Annotated in this window: 20 protein-coding genes; 12 read left to right on the top strand and 8 right to left on the bottom strand. The window is 71.9% G+C overall.

The genetic code is table 11. The annotated features are described in order from the left end of the window. The first annotated feature begins 50 nt into the window (after window positions 1–50). From P2T62_RS23070 to P2T62_RS23060, 3 genes are read left to right on the top strand one after another with little or no spacing between them, the layout of a single operon-like run. Window positions 51–692, top strand: coding sequence for a DUF7263 family protein (locus P2T62_RS23070; protein WP_276259376.1), 642 nt, complete (start codon window positions 51–53; stop codon window positions 690–692). Next, a complete protein-coding gene (locus P2T62_RS23065; RefSeq protein ID WP_276259375.1) occupies window positions 685–1,149 on the top strand; it encodes a DUF7262 family protein in 465 nt (154 codons plus the stop codon). The genes P2T62_RS23070 and P2T62_RS23065 overlap by 8 nt, the downstream gene beginning before the upstream one ends. Beyond that, entirely contained in the window at window positions 1,142–1,696 is a 555-nt protein-coding gene (locus P2T62_RS23060) for a DUF7261 family protein (RefSeq protein ID WP_276259374.1), read from the top strand. The genes P2T62_RS23065 and P2T62_RS23060 overlap by 8 nt, the downstream gene beginning before the upstream one ends. Before the next feature lie 62 nt (window positions 1,697–1,758). Here the strand turns inward: P2T62_RS23060 and P2T62_RS23055 are convergent, their stop codons facing one another. After that, window positions 1,759–2,223 carry a nucleoside deaminase gene (locus tag P2T62_RS23055; protein ID WP_276259373.1) on the bottom strand — a complete coding sequence of 155 codons (465 nt, stop codon included), beginning with the start codon at window positions 2,221–2,223 and terminating at the stop codon, window positions 1,759–1,761. 139 nt (window positions 2,224–2,362) lie between these two features. On the opposite strand from P2T62_RS23055, the gene P2T62_RS23050 reads away from it, so the two are divergent. The 5 genes from P2T62_RS23050 to P2T62_RS23030 all read left to right on the top strand — a co-directional run bounded on the left by P2T62_RS23050 (window position 2,363) and on the right by P2T62_RS23030 (window position 6,304). Then, complete coding sequence (locus P2T62_RS23050) at window positions 2,363–2,647, top strand: hypothetical protein (RefSeq protein WP_276259372.1); 285 nt, start codon at window positions 2,363–2,365, stop codon at window positions 2,645–2,647. Between the two features lie 109 nt (window positions 2,648–2,756). After that, window positions 2,757–3,722, top strand: coding sequence for a hypothetical protein (locus tag P2T62_RS23045; protein WP_276259371.1), 966 nt, complete (start codon window positions 2,757–2,759; stop codon window positions 3,720–3,722). Between the two features lie 129 nt (window positions 3,723–3,851). Beyond that, window positions 3,852–4,016, top strand: coding sequence for a hypothetical protein (locus P2T62_RS23040; RefSeq protein WP_276259370.1), 165 nt, complete (start codon window positions 3,852–3,854; stop codon window positions 4,014–4,016). A gap of 12 nt (window positions 4,017–4,028) precedes the next feature. Further along, window positions 4,029–5,093 carry a class I SAM-dependent methyltransferase gene (locus P2T62_RS23035; protein ID WP_276259369.1) on the top strand — a complete coding sequence of 355 codons (1,065 nt, stop codon included), beginning with the start codon at window positions 4,029–4,031 and terminating at the stop codon, window positions 5,091–5,093. Further along, on the top strand, window positions 5,090–6,304 hold the full coding sequence (locus P2T62_RS23030) for a serine hydrolase domain-containing protein (RefSeq protein ID WP_276259368.1): 1,215 nt from the start codon (window positions 5,090–5,092) through the stop codon (window positions 6,302–6,304). The genes P2T62_RS23035 and P2T62_RS23030 overlap by 4 nt, the downstream gene beginning before the upstream one ends. 20 nt (window positions 6,305–6,324) lie before the next feature. Here P2T62_RS23030 and P2T62_RS23025 read toward each other — a convergent pair whose 3' ends face one another. From P2T62_RS23025 to P2T62_RS23015, 3 genes are all read right to left on the bottom strand, one after another. After that, the gene (locus P2T62_RS23025; protein ID WP_276259367.1) at window positions 6,325–7,056 is read right to left on the bottom strand and encodes an SDR family NAD(P)-dependent oxidoreductase; all 732 of its coding nucleotides are present in this window, start codon (window positions 7,054–7,056) and stop codon (window positions 6,325–6,327) included. Window positions 7,057–7,141: 85 nt separating this feature from the next. Continuing rightward, complete coding sequence (locus tag P2T62_RS23020; RefSeq protein WP_276259366.1) at window positions 7,142–9,415, bottom strand: amino acid permease; 2,274 nt, start codon at window positions 9,413–9,415, stop codon at window positions 7,142–7,144. Then, window positions 9,412–9,897 (bottom strand): universal stress protein, encoded by a 486-nt coding sequence (locus P2T62_RS23015; RefSeq protein ID WP_276259365.1) that lies wholly within the window; start codon window positions 9,895–9,897, stop codon window positions 9,412–9,414. The genes P2T62_RS23020 and P2T62_RS23015 overlap by 4 nt, the downstream gene beginning before the upstream one ends. Before the next feature lie 455 nt (window positions 9,898–10,352). Here P2T62_RS23015 and P2T62_RS23010 point away from each other — a divergent pair, with 455 nt between their 5' ends. The 3 genes from P2T62_RS23010 to P2T62_RS23000 are packed head-to-tail and all read left to right on the top strand — an operon-like array spanning window position 10,353 to window position 11,726. Further along, window positions 10,353–11,132 (top strand): Lrp/AsnC family transcriptional regulator, encoded by a 780-nt coding sequence (locus P2T62_RS23010; RefSeq protein WP_276259364.1) that lies wholly within the window; start codon window positions 10,353–10,355, stop codon window positions 11,130–11,132. Window positions 11,133–11,144: 12 nt separating this feature from the next. Next, window positions 11,145–11,294: a hypothetical protein gene (locus P2T62_RS23005; RefSeq protein WP_276259363.1), complete on the top strand. Its 150-nt coding sequence runs from the start codon at window positions 11,145–11,147 to the stop codon at window positions 11,292–11,294. 3 nt (window positions 11,295–11,297) lie between these two features. Next, on the top strand, window positions 11,298–11,726 hold the full coding sequence (locus P2T62_RS23000) for a universal stress protein (protein ID WP_276259362.1): 429 nt from the start codon (window positions 11,298–11,300) through the stop codon (window positions 11,724–11,726). 136 nt (window positions 11,727–11,862) lie between these two features. Here the strand turns inward: P2T62_RS23000 and P2T62_RS22995 are convergent, their stop codons facing one another. From P2T62_RS22995 to P2T62_RS22985, 3 genes are all read right to left on the bottom strand, one after another. Further along, window positions 11,863–12,330, bottom strand: a complete 468-nt coding sequence (locus P2T62_RS22995; RefSeq protein ID WP_276259361.1) for a universal stress protein — start codon at window positions 12,328–12,330, stop codon at window positions 11,863–11,865. A gap of 378 nt (window positions 12,331–12,708) precedes the next feature. Continuing rightward, window positions 12,709–15,144 (bottom strand): PHB depolymerase family esterase, encoded by a 2,436-nt coding sequence (locus tag P2T62_RS22990; protein ID WP_276259360.1) that lies wholly within the window; start codon window positions 15,142–15,144, stop codon window positions 12,709–12,711. 87 nt (window positions 15,145–15,231) lie between these two features. Then, window positions 15,232–17,850 (bottom strand): prolyl oligopeptidase family serine peptidase, encoded by a 2,619-nt coding sequence (locus P2T62_RS22985; protein ID WP_276259359.1) that lies wholly within the window; start codon window positions 17,848–17,850, stop codon window positions 15,232–15,234. 426 nt (window positions 17,851–18,276) lie between these two features. Here P2T62_RS22985 and mutS point away from each other — a divergent pair, with 426 nt between their 5' ends. Then, window positions 18,277–21,036, top strand: a complete 2,760-nt coding sequence (mutS, locus tag P2T62_RS22980; RefSeq protein ID WP_276261657.1) for a DNA mismatch repair protein MutS — start codon at window positions 18,277–18,279, stop codon at window positions 21,034–21,036. Between the two features lie 423 nt (window positions 21,037–21,459). On the opposite strand, the gene P2T62_RS22975 is transcribed toward mutS, so the two are convergent. After that, window positions 21,460–22,209 carry an SDR family oxidoreductase gene (locus P2T62_RS22975; protein WP_276259358.1) on the bottom strand — a complete coding sequence of 250 codons (750 nt, stop codon included), beginning with the start codon at window positions 22,207–22,209 and terminating at the stop codon, window positions 21,460–21,462. Between the last annotated feature and the right edge of the window lie 19 nt (window positions 22,210–22,228).

The raw sequence follows: 22,228 nt of genomic DNA, 5'->3' as shown, positions 1-22,228 counted from the left end.
CGGGCCGCCGCGCTGCGGATTCGGGACGGCCGAAGCGGAGGCACGCCCAGATGAACCTCCCCGCGCTGGTTGTGGCGCTGCTGGTGGTGACCTCGACGCTCGGCGTCGCGCTGACGCTGGCCGACGGGGCGTTCGCCGGTGCCGACCGGCAGCCCGGGGAGCGCCGGGTCGCGACCGCGCTCGCCGAGCGGCTGGTCGCCGCCGACGCCGCCCACACGACCCGGGCGAACGTGCTGAACGAGTCGCAGCTCGCCGACGCGGACCTCGCGGCCCGGTTCCCCGTCGTCGGCGACCACGAGGTCCGGGTCCGGCTGGACGACCGGACCGTGCTGCGACGGGGCGACGCGACCGGGGGCGTCACCGTCCGGCGGGTCGTCCTCGTCCGGAACCAGCGCTGGGTCGAGCGGACGCCGCCGCTCGCCGCCGATGCGACCACGCTCCCCCGTCGCACGGACCGGGTCACGCTCGATATCGCCGCCGCCCCGAACGTGACGACGGTCCGCGCGAACGACCGCGTCGTCCTGTACGACCCCGATGGGCTGGCCGGCAACTACACCGTCCGGACCTCGCGGTTCGAGACGCTCCGGCTCTCGTTCACGGCGGCCGACCGGCTCGAACGTGGCGACGTGGTCGTCGCCTACCGGGCAGCCCGGACCACCAAGGCGACCCTGGGGGTGACCGTCGATGCGTGACCGCGACCCCTTCGCTTCCGGTGGAACTCGTTCCCGTCACGCCGGCACGTCGGCCGACCGTGGACAGCTCTCGCTCCCGGTCGTCGAGGCGGCCGTCGGGGTGACGCTCATCCTCGCCGTCGCCGCGTCGCTGGCGGCCGGCGTCCCGGCTGCGGACACCCGGACCCCCCAGCTGGAGGCCTACGCCGACGACGCCGCGACGGTGCTGGCCGGTGAACCGCCCCGCCACCAGGGCGCGACCAGGCTCGCGGAGGTCACCCGCTCGCCCGAGGCGTTCGAGCGCGAGCGGGCGGCGCTGGAGCGGCGCGTCGACCGCATCCTGCCCGACAACCTGCTGTATCGCGTCGAGACCCCGCACGGCGCGGTCGGGTTCCAGCGGCCCGCGGGCGTTCCCGTCGGCCGGGCGACCGTCACCTCGCTCAACGGGCCCGTGACGGTGGAGGTGTGGTATGCCTGAGCCGGCGGGGGACGGCCGGCGGGGTCCCCGTCCGGACCGCGGCCAGCTCGTCCTCGCCGCGGCCGCCCTCATCGCCCTCGCGCTGGTGCCGGTCGTCCTCGCGTACCTGCAACTGGGCTACCATCCGGACGTGGCGGCCAGCAGCGACTACGACGGCCACGGGGAGAACGCCCGGCGGTTCCTCGAGCGCGCGGTCCACGAGGCCGGCGCGAACGCCACGGGCGAGTCCGCCTGGGACGAACGCGACCGTGCCGTCGACGCGATGCGGACGGAACTCGCCCCGCGGCTCGACACGCTCAACGCCTCGCAGGTCGCCGAAGGGGTGGCATACGCCGTCAGGTACAACGGCTCGGCCGCGGGCGACTGGGCCGCTGCCGAGTGCCCGGGGGGTCGCGGTCGCGAGTTCGGTCCCTGCCGGGCCGACCGCGGCGTCGTGGTGCAGGGGCGGGCCGGCGAGTCGACGGTGCTGGCGGCCGCGTTCGACGTGACCGTGACGACGCCGCGCGGGCAGCGGGAGCTGACGCTGGTGGTTCGGGTGGTCGGCTAGCCGACTGCAGCCGGAGCCGTGCGGTGAGACGCTGCCCCTGCCGGCGGCACGGTTCCCGCGGTTCACCAGTCGAACGACTCGTGGACCGCCCGTCCGGCGTCGTTCAGCACGGGGCCGACGACCTCGCAGTCGAGGATGACGCCGGCGCGGGTCGCGGGGTCGCCGCCGGTGAACGCGACCACCTCGTCGGCACCGACGCTGTAGACGACACGGCCGAACCCGGCCGACCGCATCCCGCCGGCGCACATCGGGCACGGCTCGGTGCTCGTGTACATCACCGTCTCGGCCCGCTCGTCGGGTTCGAGTTCCCGACACGCCCGGTACGCCAGGTGCAGTTCCGGATGCCGCCGGATGTCGTCCTCGGTGACGACGCGGTTCGACTCGGCCATGATGACCTCGTCGTCGCGGACGAGGACACTGCCGAAGGGGCGGTCCCCGCGGTCGGCGGCCTCCCGGGCCAGGTCGATGGCGCGTGCCATGTGTGCCTCGTGGTCGAACCCGTCGAACGCCTCGGACGGCGTGGCCATACCGGCGGCTCGACTCGCAGGCGCTAAACGGTGACGACGGGCTCGTGCCGACGGGCGGCCGTCACGTGACGCCCCCGGCCATTTAGGGGCAAATATTGATGGTTATCGCCCACGAAGCCCCATCCGGAGTGTGGAATGCATGTACAGCACAGGCGGGCGGTCCCCATCGAACGGCGCTGAGACCGAGCCGGGTACCTGCACGGTCGGCACCGTCGAGCACTACTCCTGCGGGCTAGCGTCGCTGCTCGTGACGGTCGTGTTCGTGGTGTTGCTCTACTCGACCCTCGTGGCCCTCACCGCGGCGCTGGGTATCCTCGCCACGACGTGGCTCGTCCTGGCGGTGTTCGCCGTCTGGTTCGTGACGTGGCTCGTTCTGGAACTCGTCTGGGAGTGGCGAGCCGGCCGCCTGGCCGTCCGCGAGTAGTCACCGGCTCGTCGGACCGGTCCCGGTCGCCGTTCGTGTCAGTCACTTCAATGGCCGTCCAGCGACGGGACAACCCCCAACCGGGGGTAGCTACACGGTAGAGACACGAATGCGACTCGACGCACGGACGACCCTGACGGTGGCGGCGGTGCTCGTCGCCGCGCTGGCGCTGGTCGCGGCCCCCGCGGCAGCCGACGACGGCGACGACATCGGCATCGCCACCGGTGACGGCATCAACTCGACCATCGACCTCTCGGCCGCCGGCGAGGAGGCCGGCAACGGCGGCGGCGCCTCGCTCGACTGCGAGGGCCAGCCCACCCACCACGACTGCGAGAAGGGCGGCGAACTGCACAGCGAGGCCGGTTCCGTCGACTACACCGGCGACAACTACGGCGACGACGACGACCTCCGGGCCGGCGGCGGCGACGAGGTCACCGTCGCGGGCCAGGGCCAGGAGGCCACGGTCGGCTTCGACTGCGACCTCAGCACCAGCCCCGCGGCCGACGACTGCGCGGTCGACGCGCCCTCGCAGGGTGTCGGTGGCGCCGGTGCCGGTGACGCGCCGGCCCCCTCGTCGTCCAGCGGCGAGGTCCCCGGCAGCGCCGATATCGACGCCGGCGTCTTCGATGGTGAGGGTATCAACTCGACCGTCGGCGCCGGCTACGAGGGTGGCTCCGGCCCCGGGGCCAGCGACGGCGCGGTCGACTGCGTCGGCCAGCCGAGCCACCACCAGTGCGACAAGGGCGGCTCCCTGACACTGGGCCCGCTCGGCGTCGATTACGTCGGTGACAACTACGCCGACGACGACGACACCCGCTTCGGCGGCGGCGACGAGTTCATCGTCTCGGGCGGCGGCGAGGAACTGCTGGTCGGCTTCGACTGTGACTTCACCACGTCCCCCTCGCAGAAGACCTGTGACTTCGACCTCGGCTCCTCGCAGGGCGATGCGCCCGGGCAGTTCGGTCCGGAGGACGGCGAGTTCGACAACGAGGGCGAGGGCCCCGGCGACGAGCGCTCCGAGGAGGGCGCCGAGAACGGTAACGACGACGAGAACCGGAATCGGAACGCGCGGTAACCGGATTACGCTCTTCTACGGCGTTTGCGACCTATCCTTAAGCTGGCCGCCGACGTACTCCGATGCGGAATGCCCAGCTCCTCGCCCGACCCCCTCGACGACGTGGCGTATCCTCACACGACACCGCCCATGGTATGTGATGACGATCCGAGAATCCCGAACGACCTCTGGTCCGGCCTGACGGTGCTGTGGGCGCTCGCGCTCGTCGTCGCGTACGAACTGTCGACCGCGCGGATGCTCCCCGCCCCGGAGGCGGTGCCCGACGAGGCGGCTGCGGCCGGGCGGGGGTACTGACGGAGGCCCACGATGCCCATCAACCCGAACTTCCTGGAACGGCTCCTCATCCACCGGCTGAACAGGGGGCCCGCGCCCATCCTCGACCTGTTCGGCGCCGGGAGCTTCGAGGCGGTGACGCTCGCGCTCGACGTGGGTGTGTTCGAGACGCTGGCCGACGGTGCCCTGCCGCTCGGCGACCTGGCCGCGCGGCTCGACGCCGACGAGGAGGGGCTCCGGGCACTCCTCGATTTCCTCGCCGCGCAGGGGTACGTCGCCGCCGACGGCGACCGCTACCGGAACACCGAGATGACCGAGACGTGGCTCCTCGAGGCCTCGGAGACGAACATGGCCCCGTGGCTCACCTTCTGGAACGACCTCGTCTTCCCGTTCTGGGAGGCCCACCTGGAGACGGCCATCCGCGAGGGCGCGCCGCCGCAGACCATCTACGAGTGGTTCGACGAGGAGCCCTCGCGGTGGGAGACGGCCCAGCGGGGCTTCCGCGCGGCGGCCACGCTCATCCTCGACGAGGTGACCGACGCGGTGGCGGTGCCCGACGGCGCGACCCGACTGCTGGACGTGGGCGGCGGCCACGGCCTGTACGCCATCGACCTGTGCCGTCGCCACCCGGCCCTCGCCGCGACCGTCTTCGACACGGAGGCGGCGCTGGCGGCCGTCGCTGACGAGGTGGCCGAGACGGCGGTCGGCGAGCGCCTCACGCTCGTCGGCGGCGACTACTGGACCGACGACCTCGGGCACGACCACGACGTGGCGCTCGTGTTCAACGTCATCCACGCCCACGACGGGGCGAAGAACCGGGAGCTGTTCGAGCGCGTCGCCGCGTCGCTCGCGCCCGGCGGCCGCATCGCGGTGCTGGACCAGCTCGAGGGCTCGGCCCGGATGCCCGTCGGGAAATCGGGCCTCGGCTTCGTCGGCCTGACCTACCTCACGACACTGGGCGCCGAGACGCATCCCTACGACGAGGTGGAAGCGTGGCTCCGGGCGGCGGGCTTCGAGGACGTGACCCGGACCGCCATCCGCAGCGGTGGCCCCGGGAACACGCTGGTCCAGGCGACGAAGCCGGAGGCGGGGCGATGACGGTGACGGGCCCGACCGACGAGGACCTGCTGATCCACGGGACCGTCGCGCCCGGCTTCGAGCGTGTTCGCGAGGTGTTCGCGGAGAACTTCCGCGAGCGCGACGAACTGGGCGCGGCCGTCGCCGTCTCCCACGACGGTGACCTCGTCGTCGACCTCTGGGGCGGGTACCGGGACGTCGAGCGTGCGCACCCCTGGACCGAGGACACGATGGTCCTCGTCGCCTCCGGGACGAAGGGGATGGCCATGGCGGCCGTCGCCGTCGCGCTCTCCCGGGGCCTGTTCGCCCTCGACGACCGCATCGCGGACCACTGGCCGGCGTTCGCCCAGCACGGGAAGGGCGAGGTCACCGTCCGCCAGTTGCTGAGCCACCAGGCCGGCCTGGCGACGCTGGACGAGCGTCTCACGCCCGAGCAGATCGCCGACGCCGAATACCTCTCGGCCCGCCTCGCCGAGCGGGAACTCGACTGGGAGCCCGGGACCCGCCACGGCTACCACGCCTTCACGCTGGGCTGGTACGCGAGCGAACTGCTCCGGCACACCGACGGGCGGACGCTGGGCCAGTTCTTCGCCGACGAGGTGGCCGCCCCCCTCGACCTGGAGTTCTACATCGGGCTCCCCGAGTCGGTCCCGGACGACCGGGTGGCCGACCTGGACGCCTTCGGGCCGCTGGAGATGCTCCGGAACCTCGACACGATGCCGCCGCGGTTCGTCCTCTCGTTCCTGCTCCCGTGGACCACCACGAGCAAGGCGCTCAACGTGCTCGCGACGAGCCACCCGGGCGACCTCAACAGCCGGGCGTTCCGCAGCGTCGAGATCCCCTCGGCCAACGGCATCGGCACCGCGCGGTCGATGGCCCGGCTCTACGGTGACCTCGCGACCGGCGGCGAGGCCCTCGGCCTCGACGAGGCGGTCTTCGCGGAGTTGACCGCGCCGCCCGTGCCGCCGTCGGGCGACCCGAAGGACGTGGTCATCAAGATCGAGACGGCGTGGGCGATGGGCTACTCGAAGCCGTCGGCCGACTTCCGGTTCGGCACCTCCGAGCGCGCGTTCGGGACACCCGGTGCCGGTGGGTCGTTCGGGTTCGCGGACCCCGACCGCGGCCTGGGCTTCGCCTACACGCCCAACCGGATGGGTCTCCACATCAAGGACGACCCCCGCGAGGTGGCGCTGCGCGAGGCCGTCTACCGCTGCCTCGACCGGCAGTCCTGACGGGTCCGCCAGCCCGCGCCCTACGCGAACAGCCGGCGCTTCACGACATCGGGCAGCAGGCCCAGCAGTCCGGCCACCAGCCACCACCGCCGCGTGACGTAGGCGTGGCGCTTCCTCCGCCGGACCGCCCGGTAGATCTGCGCGGCCGCGGTCTCCGGCGAGCACATCCAGAAGGTGCCGCCCGCCATGTCCGTGTCGACGAAGCCGGGTTCGATGGTCGTCACGTCCACGTCCGCCTCCAGGTTGCGGGCCCGGTAGCGCAGCGCGTCGCAGTAGTTCGAGACGAACGCCTTCGAGGCCGGATACGCCGGGAGCGCGCCGTTGGCCATGTGCGCGGCGACCGACGAGATGCCGACGAGGTGGCCGCCGCCCTGTTGCTCGAACCGTGCCATCGCGGCCGTCGCGAGCGCCGTGAACCCGCGGACGTTCACGTCGACCGTCTCGCGCTCCTGCTCCCAGTCGAGGTCGCGGTTCTCGTACCCGACGCCGGCACAGAGGACGACCACGTCGACCTCGCCCATCGCGTCGGCGAGTTCGCGGAACCCCTCGCGGGCGTCCTCGGTGTCCGTGACGTCCATCTTCGCGACGTACGCCTGGGTCTCGAGCTGGTCGCCGATGAGTTCGAGCTTCTCGCGCCGGCGGGCGGTCAGGCCCACCTCGTAGCCGCTGGCGGCGAACTCGCGGGCCAGCGCCTCCCCGATGCCGGAGGAGGCGCCGACCACGATGGCCGACTGCGTCTCGGTGTCGCTCATGTCCCGCCGCTGGCGGGGCGGGGGTGTCAACCCCCCGGAATCCGGCCGCCGGGCCGCGCCCCTGCGGGGCGAGGACGCCGGCCAGTCAGCCGAACAGTCGCTCCCGGACCGAGCGCTTCCGTGGCCGTTCGGCCAGCAGCACCGACGTGTCGAGGTCGTCGAGCACGGACAGCGTCAGCGACCCGCCGACGATGCGGGAGACCAGCCCCCGTTCGGTCGCCCCGACGATGACGAGCGATCTGCCGGCCGCGGCCCGGCCGATGGCGGCCTCGACGTCACCCGTCTCCACCAGCAGTTCCACGTCGTCGAGCTCGTGGTCCGCAGCCCACTCCTCGATGAACGCCCGCCCGGTCGCCCGGTCGTCGTCGACGTGGAGCACGGAGACGCGTGCGTCGCTCGTCTCCTGGAGCGCCCGCGCGACGGCGGCCGACAGGTCCGACGAGTGCCCGCCGGCCGTCGGGACGAGGACCTCGCTCGGGTCGAACCCGCGCTCGTCGAGGACGAGGACGTCGCACGGGAGGTCGTGGGTCAGTTCGTCGAGCCGCCCCTCCACGCGGCCGCCGGCGAGTCGCGTCCCGCCCTGGCCCATGACCAGCCTGTCGACGCCGTACTCGCGTGCCGCATCGAACACCTCGTCGAGCCCCTCGTGCGAGAGGATGGTCCGCGTCTCGACCGGCACGCCGACCGCCTCGGCGTCGGCCCGGGCGTCGACCAGCAGTTGGCGGGACGTCCGGGAGATGCGGTCGCGCTGGGCGGCGGCGGCCTCCAGCGAGGTCTGGTCGGGGATCTGGATGACGTGCGTCGCGAGCACGCGCCCGCCGTCGTGTTTCGCCAGTGCAGCCCCGAGCGAGACGAGCGCCTGCTCCGTGCGGGGGTTCGAGAGCGCGACCATCGTGGTCGGCACGTCCCCCTCCCCCGCGCCGTCCGACGCGTCGCGCTCGCCCGAGCCGTCCGGCGCGACCGTGGCGGCCGCGCCGACCACGGACGGGGGCAGCTCGTCCTGCCGGTCGAGGACGTATCGCCCGAGCAACCCCTGCCGGGGCGTGTGCCGCCGGGCGTACGCGAAGTACCAGACGACCGCGCCGACGACGAACACGGCCGACAGGAGCAGTTCCCGCTGGCCGACGAACCCGAGCAGTCCGAGCGAGAGCACGATGCCCAGGAGCGGCGTGAACGGGTAGAGCGGGACGGTGAACGCCGGGTCGTACTCCGGGTCGGTCTCCCGGAAGACGATGAGCGCGACGTTCATCAGCGCGTACACCACGAGGTGGAGGACGCTCGCGGCCTTCGCCAGCACCTCGATGTCGGTCCCCAGCGCCGCGATGAAGACGATTATCATCGCACCGGTGACGATGATCGACCGGTACGGGGTCGTGTACGACGGGTGGATCTCGTTGAGCCAGTCCGTGACGATTCGGTCCCGGCCCATCGCGAAGTTGATGCGTGCCGACGCGAGGATGGAGGCGTTCGCGCTGGACGCGGTGGCCAGCAACGCCCCCAGGGTCACGACGGTGACGGCGACCCCGGCGAAGCCACCGGGGAACGCGACCCCCGTGGCCTGCGTGAGCGGTGCGGACTGGCTCAGCTCCGGCCACGGCACCACGCCGAGCATGAGGCTGACCAGCACGGCGTACAGCACCGTGACGATGAGCACGCTCCCGACGATGGCGAGCGGGAGGTTCCGGCCCGGGTTCTCGAGTTCCTCGGCCACGGTCGCGATCTTCGCGTAGCCGAGGAAGGAGACGAACACGAGCGCCGTCCCCGGCAGGATGGCCCCGTAGCCGAGCGGGGCCACCCCGCCTGACCCGAGCAGCGTCCCGAGGTCGAACGAGAGCCAGCCCTGGACGGCGAACAGCGTCAGGATGGCCAGCAGCAGCGTCACGATGACGGTCTGGACGCCGCCGGTCTCCTTCGCGCCGATGTAGTTGACGCCGACGAAGACCGCGCCCGCGACGAGCGCGCCGACCTGCACCTCGGTGAGGAACAGGACACTCGGGATGGGTGCCAGCGTGGCGAGGTACTGGCCGAAGCCGATGCTGTAGAACGCCGACGCGAACGCGAGCCCGACCCAGTCACCGAGGCCGGCGACCGAGCCGAACAGCGGGCCGAGCGCCCGGTTGACGTAGTAGTAGCCGCCCCCCGCCTTCGGCATGGCCGTCCCCAGCTCCGAGACCGACAGCGCGTTGACCAGCGCGATGGCGCCGCCGACCAGGAACGAGACCACCACCACGGGGCCGGCGGTGCTCGCCGCGACGCCGGGCAGGACGAAGATCCCCGCGCCGACCATCGTCCCGATACCGATGGTCAGCGCCGAGAGCAGCCCGAGGTCCTTCGCCAGTTCCGTGTCGCTCTCGCTCATCCGCGCACCTCCCTGTCCCCGCCCGCGTCGGCGCTCTTGTCCGGCGTCGGGGCCGGACCCGCGCCGCCCGCCGCGGGGAGCGAGACGACCGGTAGCTCCAGCCCGGTCAGGAGCCGGCTAGCGGTGTCCCCGGACAGGAACCGGACGAGCCGGCTGCCACCGCGCGGCCGGAAGGCGATGGCCGTGGCGTCGACGTCGAGCGCCGTCGCGACGATGGTGTCGGCGACGTTCCTCCCGAACTCGACCCGCGTCTCGACCGGCACCGCGTCACCGAGTCGCCGCTCGACCGTCGAGAGGAACGCGTCCGCGTCGGCGACCCGCCTCGCCATGGGGGCCTTGTCCACCGCTCCGCCGCCCTTCTCGACGACGTGCAGGACGGTGATGCGACGGGTGCCGTCCAACCGTCGCTCGAGGGCGGCCGCGGTCGCGGCCGCGTCCGCGGCGTCGGCGACCGGAACGAGAGGGTGGCCGAGCAGTGTCATCCCGTCAGCCACCCCCGCTGACCGGCCGGGGGAATTCCGACCGGGCCGTCGGCGAGCAGCCCCTCCGCAGCCGCCGCTCGGCGTGCCAGCCCCGAACGAGGGGGCGCGACGCCCCGCGCACTCCGTGTTCGTCCCGCGCGTCCGCAGTGGTGGGTGAGCGTTCCATACCCCGCCTCGGTTCCAAGATAGCATAAATGCTCCTAATTTAATTGGAATTTCGAAATATGGGGCAAGATATTTTTCATAATCGAATCGGAGTCGTCCCGGGAGCCCCGACGAACCGCGAGGCCACGGCTCCGCTCCCGCCCTCGGCCGGCCTGCAGCGTCCGCTCGGTCGGCACTGCCCGCGATACCGCACGCGGACTTCGATATCGGAAATACATCCCTGTCTGGACAAACATTATATGATATTGGGTGGTACGTTCTTTTCGAGTTCGAACACGGGTACCCGACTCATGCCACATCGCGACACCGACCATCGCCTCGACGAGGTCGACCGGCGCATCCTCCACGCGCTCATGGGGAACGCGCGGGACACGTCCGCCAGCGCGCTCGGGGAGGAGGCGGGCGTCTCGGGCGCGACCATCCGGAACCGCATCCACAAGCTCGAGGACGCCGGCATCATCCGGGGATACACGACGCAGGTCGACTTCGAGCGGGCGGGCGGGAGGCTCACGAACCTCTACCTCTGCGACGTCCCCGTGACCGACCGGGAGGCGATGGCGCACGAGGCACGCGCCATCCCCGGGGTCATCAACGTCCGGACCCTGATGACGGGGCGGCGCAACATCCACGTCCTCGCGGTGGGCGAGGACACGAGCGACCTCCGCCGCATCGCCCGCCGCCTGACGGACATCGGCATCCACATCGAGGACGAGGACCTCCTCGAGGAGGAGCTCCACGCGCCGTACGGTCCCTTCGTCCCGGACGATTCGGCTCCGGAGCCGGAGGCCAACGACTTCATCAGCCTCACGGGCAACGCGAGCGTCGTCGAGGTGGCCGTCCAGCCCGAGGCCCCCATCGCCGGCATGACGCTGGAGGCCGCTGCCGAGCAGGGTATCCTGGACGAGGAGACGCTCGTCATCGCCATCGAGCGGGGTGACCGGGAACTCACGCCCCACGGGGACACGGTCTTCCAGCCGGACGACATCGTGACCATCCTCTCCAGGGCCGGCGACGGGACGGACGCACTCGCGGTCTTCCGTGCCTCCCCGCCCGGATCAACTACGGAGTGACGATCCCAGCCCATGCTCACCCTCACAGCGCTCCTGGACCGCGTGCTCGGCGCCGAAACCGTCCGCCACGAGTGCCGGCACTGCGGCCCGACGGTCGACGCTGCGGGCGGTCGGTGTCCGCCGTGTGACAGCGCCGACGTCGCGACCTACCGATTCACCTGACCCATGACACGACAACTGATCGGCCACGTCCTCGTCCCGGTCGCCGACCCCGAGGACGCACGGGTGACCGCGGCCGCGCTCGCATCGTACGACCCGGAGCGGGTCACCGTGCTGCACGTCGTCGAGAAGGGCGAGGGCGTCCCCGACAAGTCACCCGTCGAGCAGTCCGAGGCGCTGGCCGACGAGTCGTTCGCCGCCTTCCGGGAGCAGTTCCCGGACGCCGAGGGGGCGACCTCGTACCAGCGCGATGTCGTCGACGGCATCGTCGAGACGGCCGAGGCCCTCGACGTCGACGCCATCGCCTTCCGGCCGCGAGGCGGCTCCCGGTTCGTCCAGTTCCTCTCCGGGGACCGCACGCTCAAGCTGGTGACGAAACCCGATCTCCCGGTCGTCGCGCTGGCGGACCCGGAGGGGTCAACGGATGCCGGCTGACGACGAGGGGCCGGCGAAGGACTCCCCTGCGACGTCCTCGTACTGAAGAGCCGACGTCGAGACGGCGGGCCAGCGCGCGGCGACGACCGGTTCGATGGTGGTCCCGGGTACGACCGAGCGCGGGTGGCCGGCCCGCTCAGTCCGCGTCGTCGGCCGCCTCGCTGTCGGGCACCTCGCCGTCCACGGCCTCGTCGTGCCGCACGGTCAGCACGGGCACCGGCGAGAGCCGGACCACCCGCTCGGCGACGCTCCCGAGCAACGCGTGCGAGAGCCCCGTCCGGCCGTGGGTGCCCATCACCACGAGGTCGACGTCGTTCGAGGCGGCGTAGTCGAGGATGGCGCGGTGGGGCGAGCCCCGTGCGACCGCGGTGTGGACCCGGCGGTTCCGGAGCCGTTCGGCGGCCTCGTCGACGATCTCCTCGCCGTGGCGTTCGAGCGCCTCCAGCACGCCCCCGGCGGCCGGCGTCGGCGCGATGGCCGGCGACTCGGTCACGTACAGCAGGTGGACCTCCGCATCGTGTTCGTCGGCGAGGTCGGCGGCGTGGTCCAGCGCGGCCGTCGCGGCCTCGCTCCCGTCGGTCGGGACCAGGATGGTGTCGTACATGGCCGGAGTACGGACGGCCGTGGTCGAAAGTATAGGGGTGGGTCCCGCGTCGTGGGAAGGGTGGCAGACGGCTCGGGGGACGGCCGCGCCCCGTGGGTGCGGACCACGTCGACCCGCCTCGTCGTCCGGGTATCGCCCGACGGCACCTCCGGCGCTGCCACGAACACCGTCAACGCCCTCCCGTGTGGCCGTTCACACAGGCGGCCTGCCGGCGACTTCATCTCGAGGACCGCGTCAGCGCGTCCACGACATCCCCACCCCGTACGTCGACACCCTGCCGCACCTCGAGATGGGTCAGCCGTGGCGCTCGAGGAACGCGGCGACCGCGGCGAACTCGGCGACCGCGGCGAACTCGGCGACCGCGGCCGGCCGTCCCCGTCAGTCGGCCTCGCCGGGCCGTTCGACGGCGCCCGCGTCCTCCGGGCTGGGGTCCGTGAGCGGGCCGAGGTCGATGGTGGTGTCGCCCTCGACCACCTCGACGGTCTCGCGGCCGAACGAGCCCGCCAGCGTCAGCGTCGCGAGGCCGTCGCTCCGGACGATGAGCCGGAGCTCCTCGTCGACCTCCAGGCCGGCCTCCTCGATCCACAGCGTGACGCCGTCGACGTTCTCGACCTTGACGTGGAGTTCGTTGGCCTCGTCGTGGACGTGCTCGAAGTCGACCCACTTGGTCCCCTTCGAGATCCGTGTCTGCGGGTCCGAGCCGGTCTCCCGGAAGCTCTCGGGGACCGCCTTGTCGTACCCCTCGGCGAGCGAGTGCGCATCGACCAGCCCGCCCTCGTCCGTGTCCCGGACCCGGATGTCGCTGACCCAGTAGGCCTTGTCGTGGGCCAGCCCCAGCGCGGGTTCGTCGAACTCGGGGTCGCGCCGGTAGGTGACCCGCGTGGGCCCGCGCTTGACGTAGCCGCGGGCGAGGAACTCGGGGGCCCGGTTCCACTTGTCCCGGACCGCGAGCATCAGGTGGCCGGCCGCCGGGAAGACATCGAGCTGGTGGCGGTAGCCCAGGTCCTTCAGCTTCCGGCTGTAGTTGATGGGCCCCAGCACCGGTACCAGCTCGTCGACGCCGCCGTTCCACAGCAGCATCGGGATATGCCGGAGGTTGTCCGCGAGGTCCATCGCGTTCTCCTGGTGGGTGGTGAAGAGGGTGAGGAACTCCCCGCCGCCGCGCCCGCCCAGGAGCCCCTGCGTCAGCAGCGTCGGCGACCGGATGAGTCCGCCGGAGGGGCCCTCCAACGGGTCCTCGGAGGGCGGCGCCACGACGGAGAAGCCCCGCCCGAACAGGTCCGGGTACTTCGCCGAGAGGATCTGGGTGCCGAACCCGCCCATCGAGTAGCCCGCGACGGTCACCCGGTCGCGGTCGATCTCGTAGCGCGTCTCGAGGTCGCGCCACGCCTCGAACACGTCGACCTCGCCCTCCTTGCGGTACCAGCGCCCCGGTCCGCGGGCCTGGGGCATCAGGACGATACCGTCCTGCTCCTTCGCGATGGACTCGACGAGGCCCGGCATGAAGACGCTGTACTCGTTGTAGTTACAGCCCAGCGAGTGGAGCATCAGCGTCATCGGCGCGGGCTCCTCGGGGTCGTGTTCGGGCGGGACGTACACGCCGTAGGGCTGGAGGCGGCCCCAGAACACGTCGTTGTAGGGGTCGGTCCCCTGGCGGCCGTAGTCGTAGCGCGACGGGTAGAGCATCGTCAGGTAGCCCGTCTTCGGGACGCGGCTGTCGTCGAGCCCCTGGCGCATCTTCGCGAAGTCGATGTTGGCGAAGAACGCGGAGATGTCGCGCTCGGCCAGCGCCCGGGCCTGGCCGTACTCGCGCCAGTTCCCCCGGCCGATTGTCCGGGGCAGTTCGCCGTCCAGCGCCGCCGTGATCTCGTCGAGCATCGATTCCGTCCCGGGGATGGGACTGAGCCGGCCGATGGTCCCCGTGAAGAACCGCGGGAGCCCGCCCGTGAGGACGCTCCGCAGCGCCTGCGAGAGGCCGATGAGGTTGAGTTCCTCCTCCTGTATCGGCTCGTCGAAGCGGAAGCCGACGTTGAAGATCGGCGGCGGGTTCGAGGAGGGGCGCGCGCCGCCGGGCAGGTCGTCGGTCGGGCTCTCGCGGGGCTGTTTGAACCGGTCGTTCTCCGGGTCCCACAGGCCGACGCCGAGGTAGTGGCGCCACGTCCCCGTGCCGGGGTCGAGCGGCACCTGTACCTCGATCTGGTTGCGCTCGACGTCGACGCTGACGCGGTCGTCGTCGAGGCGCTCGCCGTCGAGTTCGGCGCCCGTGCCCCACGTCACGAGGACGTGGTCCGCGGGGGCGCCGAGGTCGCCCAGCCCGTAGCCCCAGTCGCTCGTGCCGTCGACTGGCCCACCCGACGCGGTGGTGTCGATGCCGAGGGCGATGCCCGCGAGGTCGGGCTCGGCCATCGAGTTGAGCGTGAAGCGGTAGACGATCTCGTCCTCGCCACCGGACTCGTCGATGCGGGCGCGGAACTCCAGCAGGTCCGCGGCGTTGTACGCGTAGCGGTGGTGGTCGTTGGGGTAGAACAGGTCGCCGGTCGCGGGTGAGAAGCTGCCGTAGGCGCTGCGCGTGTTCGCCGGTGCCCGCGAGAGCACCGAGCGCTGGTCGGCACCGTGGTCGTCGAAGATGAAATCCTGATAGAGGTACTCGCCGTCGTCGTACGCGGCGGCGCCACAGACCAGCAGCGGGTCGGCCTCCCATCCCGGCCCGTTCTCCAGCGGCGGCGGGGTCGGGTTCGACCCGTACAGCGCGTCCGGTCCCGGCCGGGGTGACGTGGCCGGCAACTCGCCCGGGTCGCCGTGGTCCTCAGCCATACCCGCCCTCTACTCTACGCAACTGTAAACCTGTTTCCTTGTTTCCGACGGCGGGTTTATCCGACGGTACCGGTCCCGGCCACCGACTCAGGCGATGGGGTCGACGGTCATGGTGTCGCCGTCGCGGTCCTCCGAGAGCGTGACCTCGCGCTCGCCCTCGGCGCTGGCGAGGACGACGGTCGTCTCGTTGCTCGCGCGGTAGTCGATGCGGAGCTCCTCGGTGGGGTCCAGGCCCGCGCCGTCCATGTGGATGGTGACCGTCTCGACCCCCCAGCAGGTGATGTTCAGCGCGTTCTCGGGCGCGTAGCGCTCGTGGCCGTCGCGCTCGTCGTCGTCGGCGAGGTTGCGCTCGCCGTCCGCGTCCGGGTCGATCCACTCGATGCCACGGGTGATGTGGGGCTGGGGCCGGCTCCCGGTCCAGTTGAAGTGCTTCACGTGTGGCGCCTCGTACCCGTCGGCGAGCGAGATGGCGTCGACGCGGCCGCTGGAGAACTCCTCGTGGGCGGTGATACCGTCGACCCAGTAGGCCCCGTCGTGGACCAGGCCGAACTGGGGGTAGTCGAACTCGGGGATGTGCTTGTAGGTGACCCGGTTCGGCGCCGCCTCGCGGTGGCCCTTCGCGACGTACTCCGGGCCGCCGCTCCACTCGTCGCAGGCCGCGAGAATCATGTGCGTGCCGCCGGGGAAGACGTCGATGCGGTGGCGGTAGTCGAACTCGTCGAGGCGCCGGGCGTAGTTCGCCGGCCCGAGGATGGGGACGAGCGGGTCCGCCGCGCCGTTCCACAGCAGCATCGGAACGTGCCGGAGGTTGTCGGTCAGGCGGAGCGCGTCCTCGGGCTTGTCGCCGAAGACGGTGAGGAGGTCGCCCCCCTCCTCGCCGCCGAACAGGCCCGTCATGATCTCCGCGGGCGTCTCCAGCACGCTGTTGGTCGGCCCCTCCAGCGGGTCCTCGGAGGGGGTGCCGACGATGGAGAACCCCCGTGCGAACACGTCCGGGTGCTTCCCGGCGAGCAGGTGGACGCCGTAGCCCCCCATCGAGTAGCCGGACACCGTCACCCGGTCCATGTCCACGTTGTACCGCCCGCGCAGGTCACGCATCGCCTCGAACACGTCGAGTTCGGCCTGGCGCTGGTACCACAGCGCCGGGCCCCGGGCCTGCGGGGTCATCACGATGGCGCCGTACGCCTCGGCGAAGCCCTTGACGTAGTTGGGCATGAACGTCGCGTACTGGTTGTAACAGCAGCCCAGCGAGTGGAGCAGGAGCGCCAGCGGTCGCGGCTCGGGGTCCTCGTGGTCGTAGTCCTCGGGGATGTAGGCGCTGTAGGGCTGGAGGCGGCCGTAGAAGACGTTCCGGTGGGGGTCGACGCCGTCGTGGTCGAACTCGTGGCGCGAGGGGTAGAGGAACGAGTGGTACCCCCCAGTCGGGAGGTCGCGCTCGGTCACCTCGTCGGCGAGCTTCGCGAAGTCGATGTCGGCGTGGAAGTCGGAGATGTCGCGCTCGCGCAGCGCGAACGCCTGGGCCGTGTCGCGCCAGTTCCCGTGGCCGAACACGCGCGGGTAGCCGTCCAGGTCGCCGAAGATGTCGCTGATGTCGTCGGCCAGGCCGAGGGGGTCGAACGGGTTGCCACCCAGCGGGTCACGGATGGTGTCGCCCAGCGCGTCACCGATGCCCTGCACGCGCCCGAGCAGGCGCTGGGGCTCCTGCAGTTCACCGAGGAGGGTTCCGGGGAGGTCCAGCCCCATCGCCGCCAGCCGCGGGAGCAGGTTCTCCGCCTCGACGTTCCGGTCCATCGGCTCGTCGAAGCGAAAGCCCACGTTGAACACGGGCGGGAGGTCCGCGGCGCCCTCGCCGCCGCCGGGCATATCGTCGTCGACGCTCGTGCCGACGCGTTTGAACGCCTCGCGCTCGCGGTCCCAGAGCCCGACGGCGCAGTAGTGGCGCCAGGCCTCTCCGTCCGGTTCGAGCGGAATCTCGACCTCGATCTGGTTGCGCTCCGTGTCGACGACGAGGCGCTCCTCGTCCAGCGGCTCGCCGTCGAGTTCGGCGCCGGTGCCCCACGTGACGAGCGTGTGGTCGACCGGGGCGCCGAGGTCGCCCAGCCCGTGCCCCCAGTCGGTCCGTCGGTCGTCGCCCGGGCCATCGTCCTCCGGAGCGCCCGCGCCGGAGGTGTCGATGCCGACCGCGACCGCGGCGGCGTCGGCGGCCCGCATCGTGTTCAGCGTGATGCGGTAGGCGACGCCCTCGTCGGTCGGCCGGGCGCGGAACTCCACGAGGTCGGCGGCGTTGTACGCGTAGCGGTCCTCGTCGCGGGGGTAGTAGTAGTCGCCCGTCGGCTGCTGGTAGACCCCGCCGACCGCCTTCGCACCCTCGGGTGGCTCGGCGTACATCGGCGTCACGTCGGCGCCGTGGTCGTCGAAGACGTAGTCCTGGTAGAGGTACTCCCCGTCGGCGTACGCGTCGGTGCCGGAGACGAGCAGCGGGTCGGCCTCCCACCCGGGGCCGTTCTCCAGTACCGGGGGCGTCGGGTTCTCGCCGTACAGCGCGTCCGGCCCCGGCCGGGGCATCCCCTCGGGGACGAAGTCCTCGCGTCGCGCCTGCGCGGGGCCCGGTTCGGCGGCCGCCACCTCGGCCGCGTCACCTCCCTCTGCCTCCCCCTCCGCGGTCCCACCATCGGCGGCCCGTTCGGCCGCGTCGTGCTCGGTCATACGCGTCAATGACGGTCCTGCTGGAAAAGGCTTCAGCCGGCAGTTCTACGGGGTTTTATCCCCGATACGGCCGTGTTCAGCGGTCCCACGCCAGGCGGACACACGACCGGTCGGGACGCGGCGTGGGGTCCATCCGGCGACCGCGACCGGGCCGCCGGTCCGTCGGCTATTTCCCCGCCGGCCACGGACGGGACGGGCATGGACGAGGACGCCGACACGGACCCGAACGGGGGACGCGACAGCGGTCCGGACGGGGGACGCGACAGCGGTCCGGACGGGGGACGCGACAGCGGTCCGAACGGGGGCCCCGATGGGAGTCCGGACCGGGGACCCGACGGGGATTCGGGCGGGGATGCGGCCGAGGCGCCGTCCCGGGGCGGTGCCGACGACGCGCCGGGGGACCCGGCGCTGGGCGCGCCCGACGGGATGGACCCCGAGGAACTGACGCCGATGCTGAGCCAGTACTACGAGCTGTGCGCCCGCTACCAGGACTCGCTCGTGCTGTTCCAGGTGGGCGACTTCTACGAGACGTTCTGTGCCGCCGCGGAGACGACCGCGCGGCTCTGCGAGATCACGCTGACCAAGCGCGAGGACTCGACCGGCCGGTACCCGATGGCCGGCATCCCCATCGACAACGCCGAGAGCTACATCGAGACGCTGCTGGACGCGGGCTACCGGGTCGCCGTGGCCGACCAGGTCGAGGACCCCGAGGAGGCGTCGGGCTGTGTCGAACGCGCGGTCACGCGGGTGGTGACGCCGGGCACGCTCACCGAGACGGAACTGCTGCGCGGCGCGGACAACAACTTCGTCGCGGCGCTCGCTGTCGGCGAGGCCGACGAGGGCGTGACCGGTGGACGCACGTACGGGCTCGCGCTGCTGGACGTGTCGACGGGTGACTTCTACGCGACCGGCCTCCGGAGCCTCGACGCCGTCGCGGACGAGGCCGGCCGGTTCGTCCCCAGCGAGGTGGTAGTCGGGCCGGCGGTCGAGGAGGACGACGTGCGCGAGGCGTTTCCCGCCGAGGCGATGGTGACGCGCTACGACCCGGTCGCGTTCGAGCCCGAGGTCGCCCGCGAGCGCGTCGGGACGTACTTCGCCGCGGAGAGTGATTCCCTCGCGAGCGAAGCCGAGACCCGCGCGTGCGGCGCGCTCCTCGCCTACGCCGAGTACACGCGCGGCGGCTACCAGGAGGGCGCCGGCGCCGTCGACGACGGTGAGGTCGACGAGACGGGCCTCGACCCCTCGGAGGTCCCCCCCGAGCCACGGCTGGACTACCTCAACCACCTCACCCGCTACGACCCCCGCGAGTACATGCTGCTGGACGCGGTCGCCGTGCGCTCCCTCGAACTGTTCGAGCCACGGCACGTCCACGGCGCGGCGGGCACGGCGCTGGCGGACGTGCTGGACGAGACGGCCTCCGCCCTCGGACGGCGCGAACTCACGGACTGGCTCCGGCGGCCGCTCCTCGACACCGAACGCATCGAGGCCCGGCAGGACGCCGTCGCGGAGTTTCTGACCGACGTCCGCACGCGCGAGCGCCTGCACGACCGGCTGGCCGACGTCTACGACATCGAGCGGCTCGTCGCCCGCGTCTCGCGTGGCCGGGCGAACGCCCGCGACCTCCGCTCGCTCCACGACACGCTCGCGGTCGTGCCGGACCTGCGCGAGGCGCTCGCGGACGCCGACTGCGAGCCCGTCCGGCGGCTCCGCGACCGCCTCGACCCCGTGGCCGACGTGCGCGAGGCCATCGACGCCGCCGTCCGGGGGGACCCGCCGCCGGAACTGACGGAGGGCGGCGTCATCCGCGAGGGGTACGACGACCGTCTCGACGAGCTACGCGGGACCGAGCGCGAGGGCAAGCGGTGGATCGACGACCTCGAGGCGACCGAGCGCGAGCGGACGGGCGTCGACTCGCTGAAGGTCGGGCACAACCAGGTCCACGGCTACTACATCGAGGTGACGAAGGCCAATCTGGACGCCGTGCCCGAGGAGTACCAGCGCCGGCAGACGCTGAAGAACAGCGAACGGTTCGTCACGCCCGAGCTGAAGGAGCGCGAGGACGAGATCCTCCGCGCCGAGGACCGCGCCGACGACCTGGAGTACGAGCTGTTCCGCGAGCTGCGCGACGAGGTGGCCGCCGAGGCCGAGCGCATCCAGGGGCTCGCGTCGGCGCTGGCCGACCTCGATGCGCTCGTGGCGCTGGCGACCGTCGCCGCCGAACACGGGTACTCGCGGCCGGAGGTCGGGGCCGACCGCTTCGAGGTCGAGGCCGGGCGCCACCCCGTCGTCGAGCGTGCCGAGGAGCGGTTCGTCCCGAACGGGGCCGACCTCGACCCCGGCACGGTCGCGGTCATCACGGGGCCGAACATGAGCGGCAAGTCGACGTACATGCGCCAGGTCGCGCTCATCTCGGTGCTGGCGCAGGTCGGGTCGTTCGTGCCCGCGCGGGCGGCGCGCCTGCCCGTCGTGGACCGCGTGTTCACCCGCGTCGGCGCCAGCGACGACATCGCGGGCGGGCGCTCGACGTTCATGGTCGAGATGACCGAGGTCGCGGACATCCTCCGCGCCGCCACGCCCCGCTCGCTCGTCCTGCTGGACGAGGTCGGCCGCGGGACCTCGACCGCCGACGGCTTCGCCCTCGCCCGCGCCGTCACGGAGTACCTCCACGACGAGGTGGGCGCGACGGTCCTGTTCGCGACCCACCACCACGACCTGACCGACCTCGCCGCGACGTTGCCCGACGCGGTCAACCGCCACTTCCCGGCCACCGAGCGCGACGGCGAGGTCGTCTTCCGCCACGACCTCCAGCCCGGTGCCTCGACCGCCTCCTACGGCGTCGAGGTGGCCGACGCCGCCGGGGTGCCCGATACGGTGGTCGCGCGCGCACGGGAACTGCTGGCACGGGAGACTGGCGGTGACGGCGGGGCTGACGGCGGCTCCGGGTCGCGAGCGGCGTCGGAGGGGGCGGCTTCGGGTGGAGACGGGGTGTCGTCAGCCGACGGCAGCGTTTCGGGTGGAACCGCCGGCGCGGACGCCCCCGGCGCCGTCTCCGTGTCCGGCGACGGCGGGCACGACATCGACCGGCTGGTCGCCGAACTGGACGCGGTCGACCTCGGCAACACGACGCCGCTGGAGGCGCTGAACCGACTGTCCGAGCTGAAACGACTGCTGGACGAGTCGGGATAATGGGGATATTCCTCCCGTAAGCATTGAAAATCTGCAATAGATGTATAATATTGCGGTTTTGTATAAAATATGCGTTGGCTCCTTGCAGGCTCTCTCAGCGACGGCGAGGATAAGATAGCCTACGAAGCCCTCACGCTCTCGACTCGGGGGGCTCGCTGCGGTCCTCGCGGTCCGGGCGTGCGGCGCGCTCCCTGCGGTCGCGCGCCGTTCCGGGCATGCGCTGTGGTCCTTGCGTCGCCCGCCTTCGTCGAGCGCTCTCAGCGGTCCCCCAGCGACGCAAGCACCGCAGGCCGAACGAAGTGAGGCCGAGGAGCGCAGCGAGCCGCGGGGCCCTGAGCGCGCGAGGGCTTCGTAGGTGGTCCTGTCGTTGCTGGAATTGCCGTCGTCCCTGCCGAAATCTGCAGAAATCGCCGAATGGCAGCCCTAGAAACCAGTCAGTTTGTCCCGTTCGTAGAGGTCCAGTTCGTGGACCATCGAGGGTGACTGCTTCGCGGCGAACGTGATGGCGTCGGCCACCTCCGCCGGTTCGACGACCTCGCCCGGGTCGTAGCGCTCGGCCATGCTCGTCCCCTCGACCTCGAACTCCGTCCGGACCGCGGCCGGGTTGACGATGGTCACGCCGATGTCGTCGTCGCCGACCTGCGCCGAGACCGACTTCGCGAAGCCACGGACCCACCACTTCGTCGCCGCGTAGACCGGGTTGTAGGGGCGGGGGTACTTGCCGGCGAACGAGCCGACGTAGATGAGGTGGCCGCCGGACTCGCGGAGCGCGGGCAGCGCCGCGCGGGTGAGGTAGAAGACGCCGTCCGTGTTCACCGCCATCATCCGGCGGTAGTCCGCGTCGGTCATCGTCTCGATGGCCGACCCCGCGGCGACGCCCGCGTTCGCGACCACGATGTCGAGCCCGTCCAGTCGCTCGCGGGCCGCCGCGACCAGCGCGTCGACCTGGTCGGACGCCGTCACGTCGGTCGGGACTACCTCGGCCGTGACGCCGTGGGCGTCGGTCACCTCGTCGGCGACCTCGCGGAGGCGCTCGTCCCGGCGGGCCGCGAGCACCACGTCGGCGCCGTCCCGCGCGAGCGTGCGGACCGTCTCCCGCCCGATCCCCGAGGAGGCACCCGTCACGAGCGCCGTCATGCCACCGAGCGCACCACCACTCCTGCTGTCGTTCATCAGTGTCGGGTGGGCCGTC

Source organism: Haloglomus litoreum, from assembly GCF_029338515.1.
GTDB classification, from domain to species: Archaea; Halobacteriota; Halobacteria; order Halobacteriales; family Haloarculaceae; genus Haloglomus; species Haloglomus litoreum.
The sequence above is the reverse complement of the archived record's forward strand: the minus strand, read 5'-3'. Positions and strand labels throughout refer to the sequence as shown.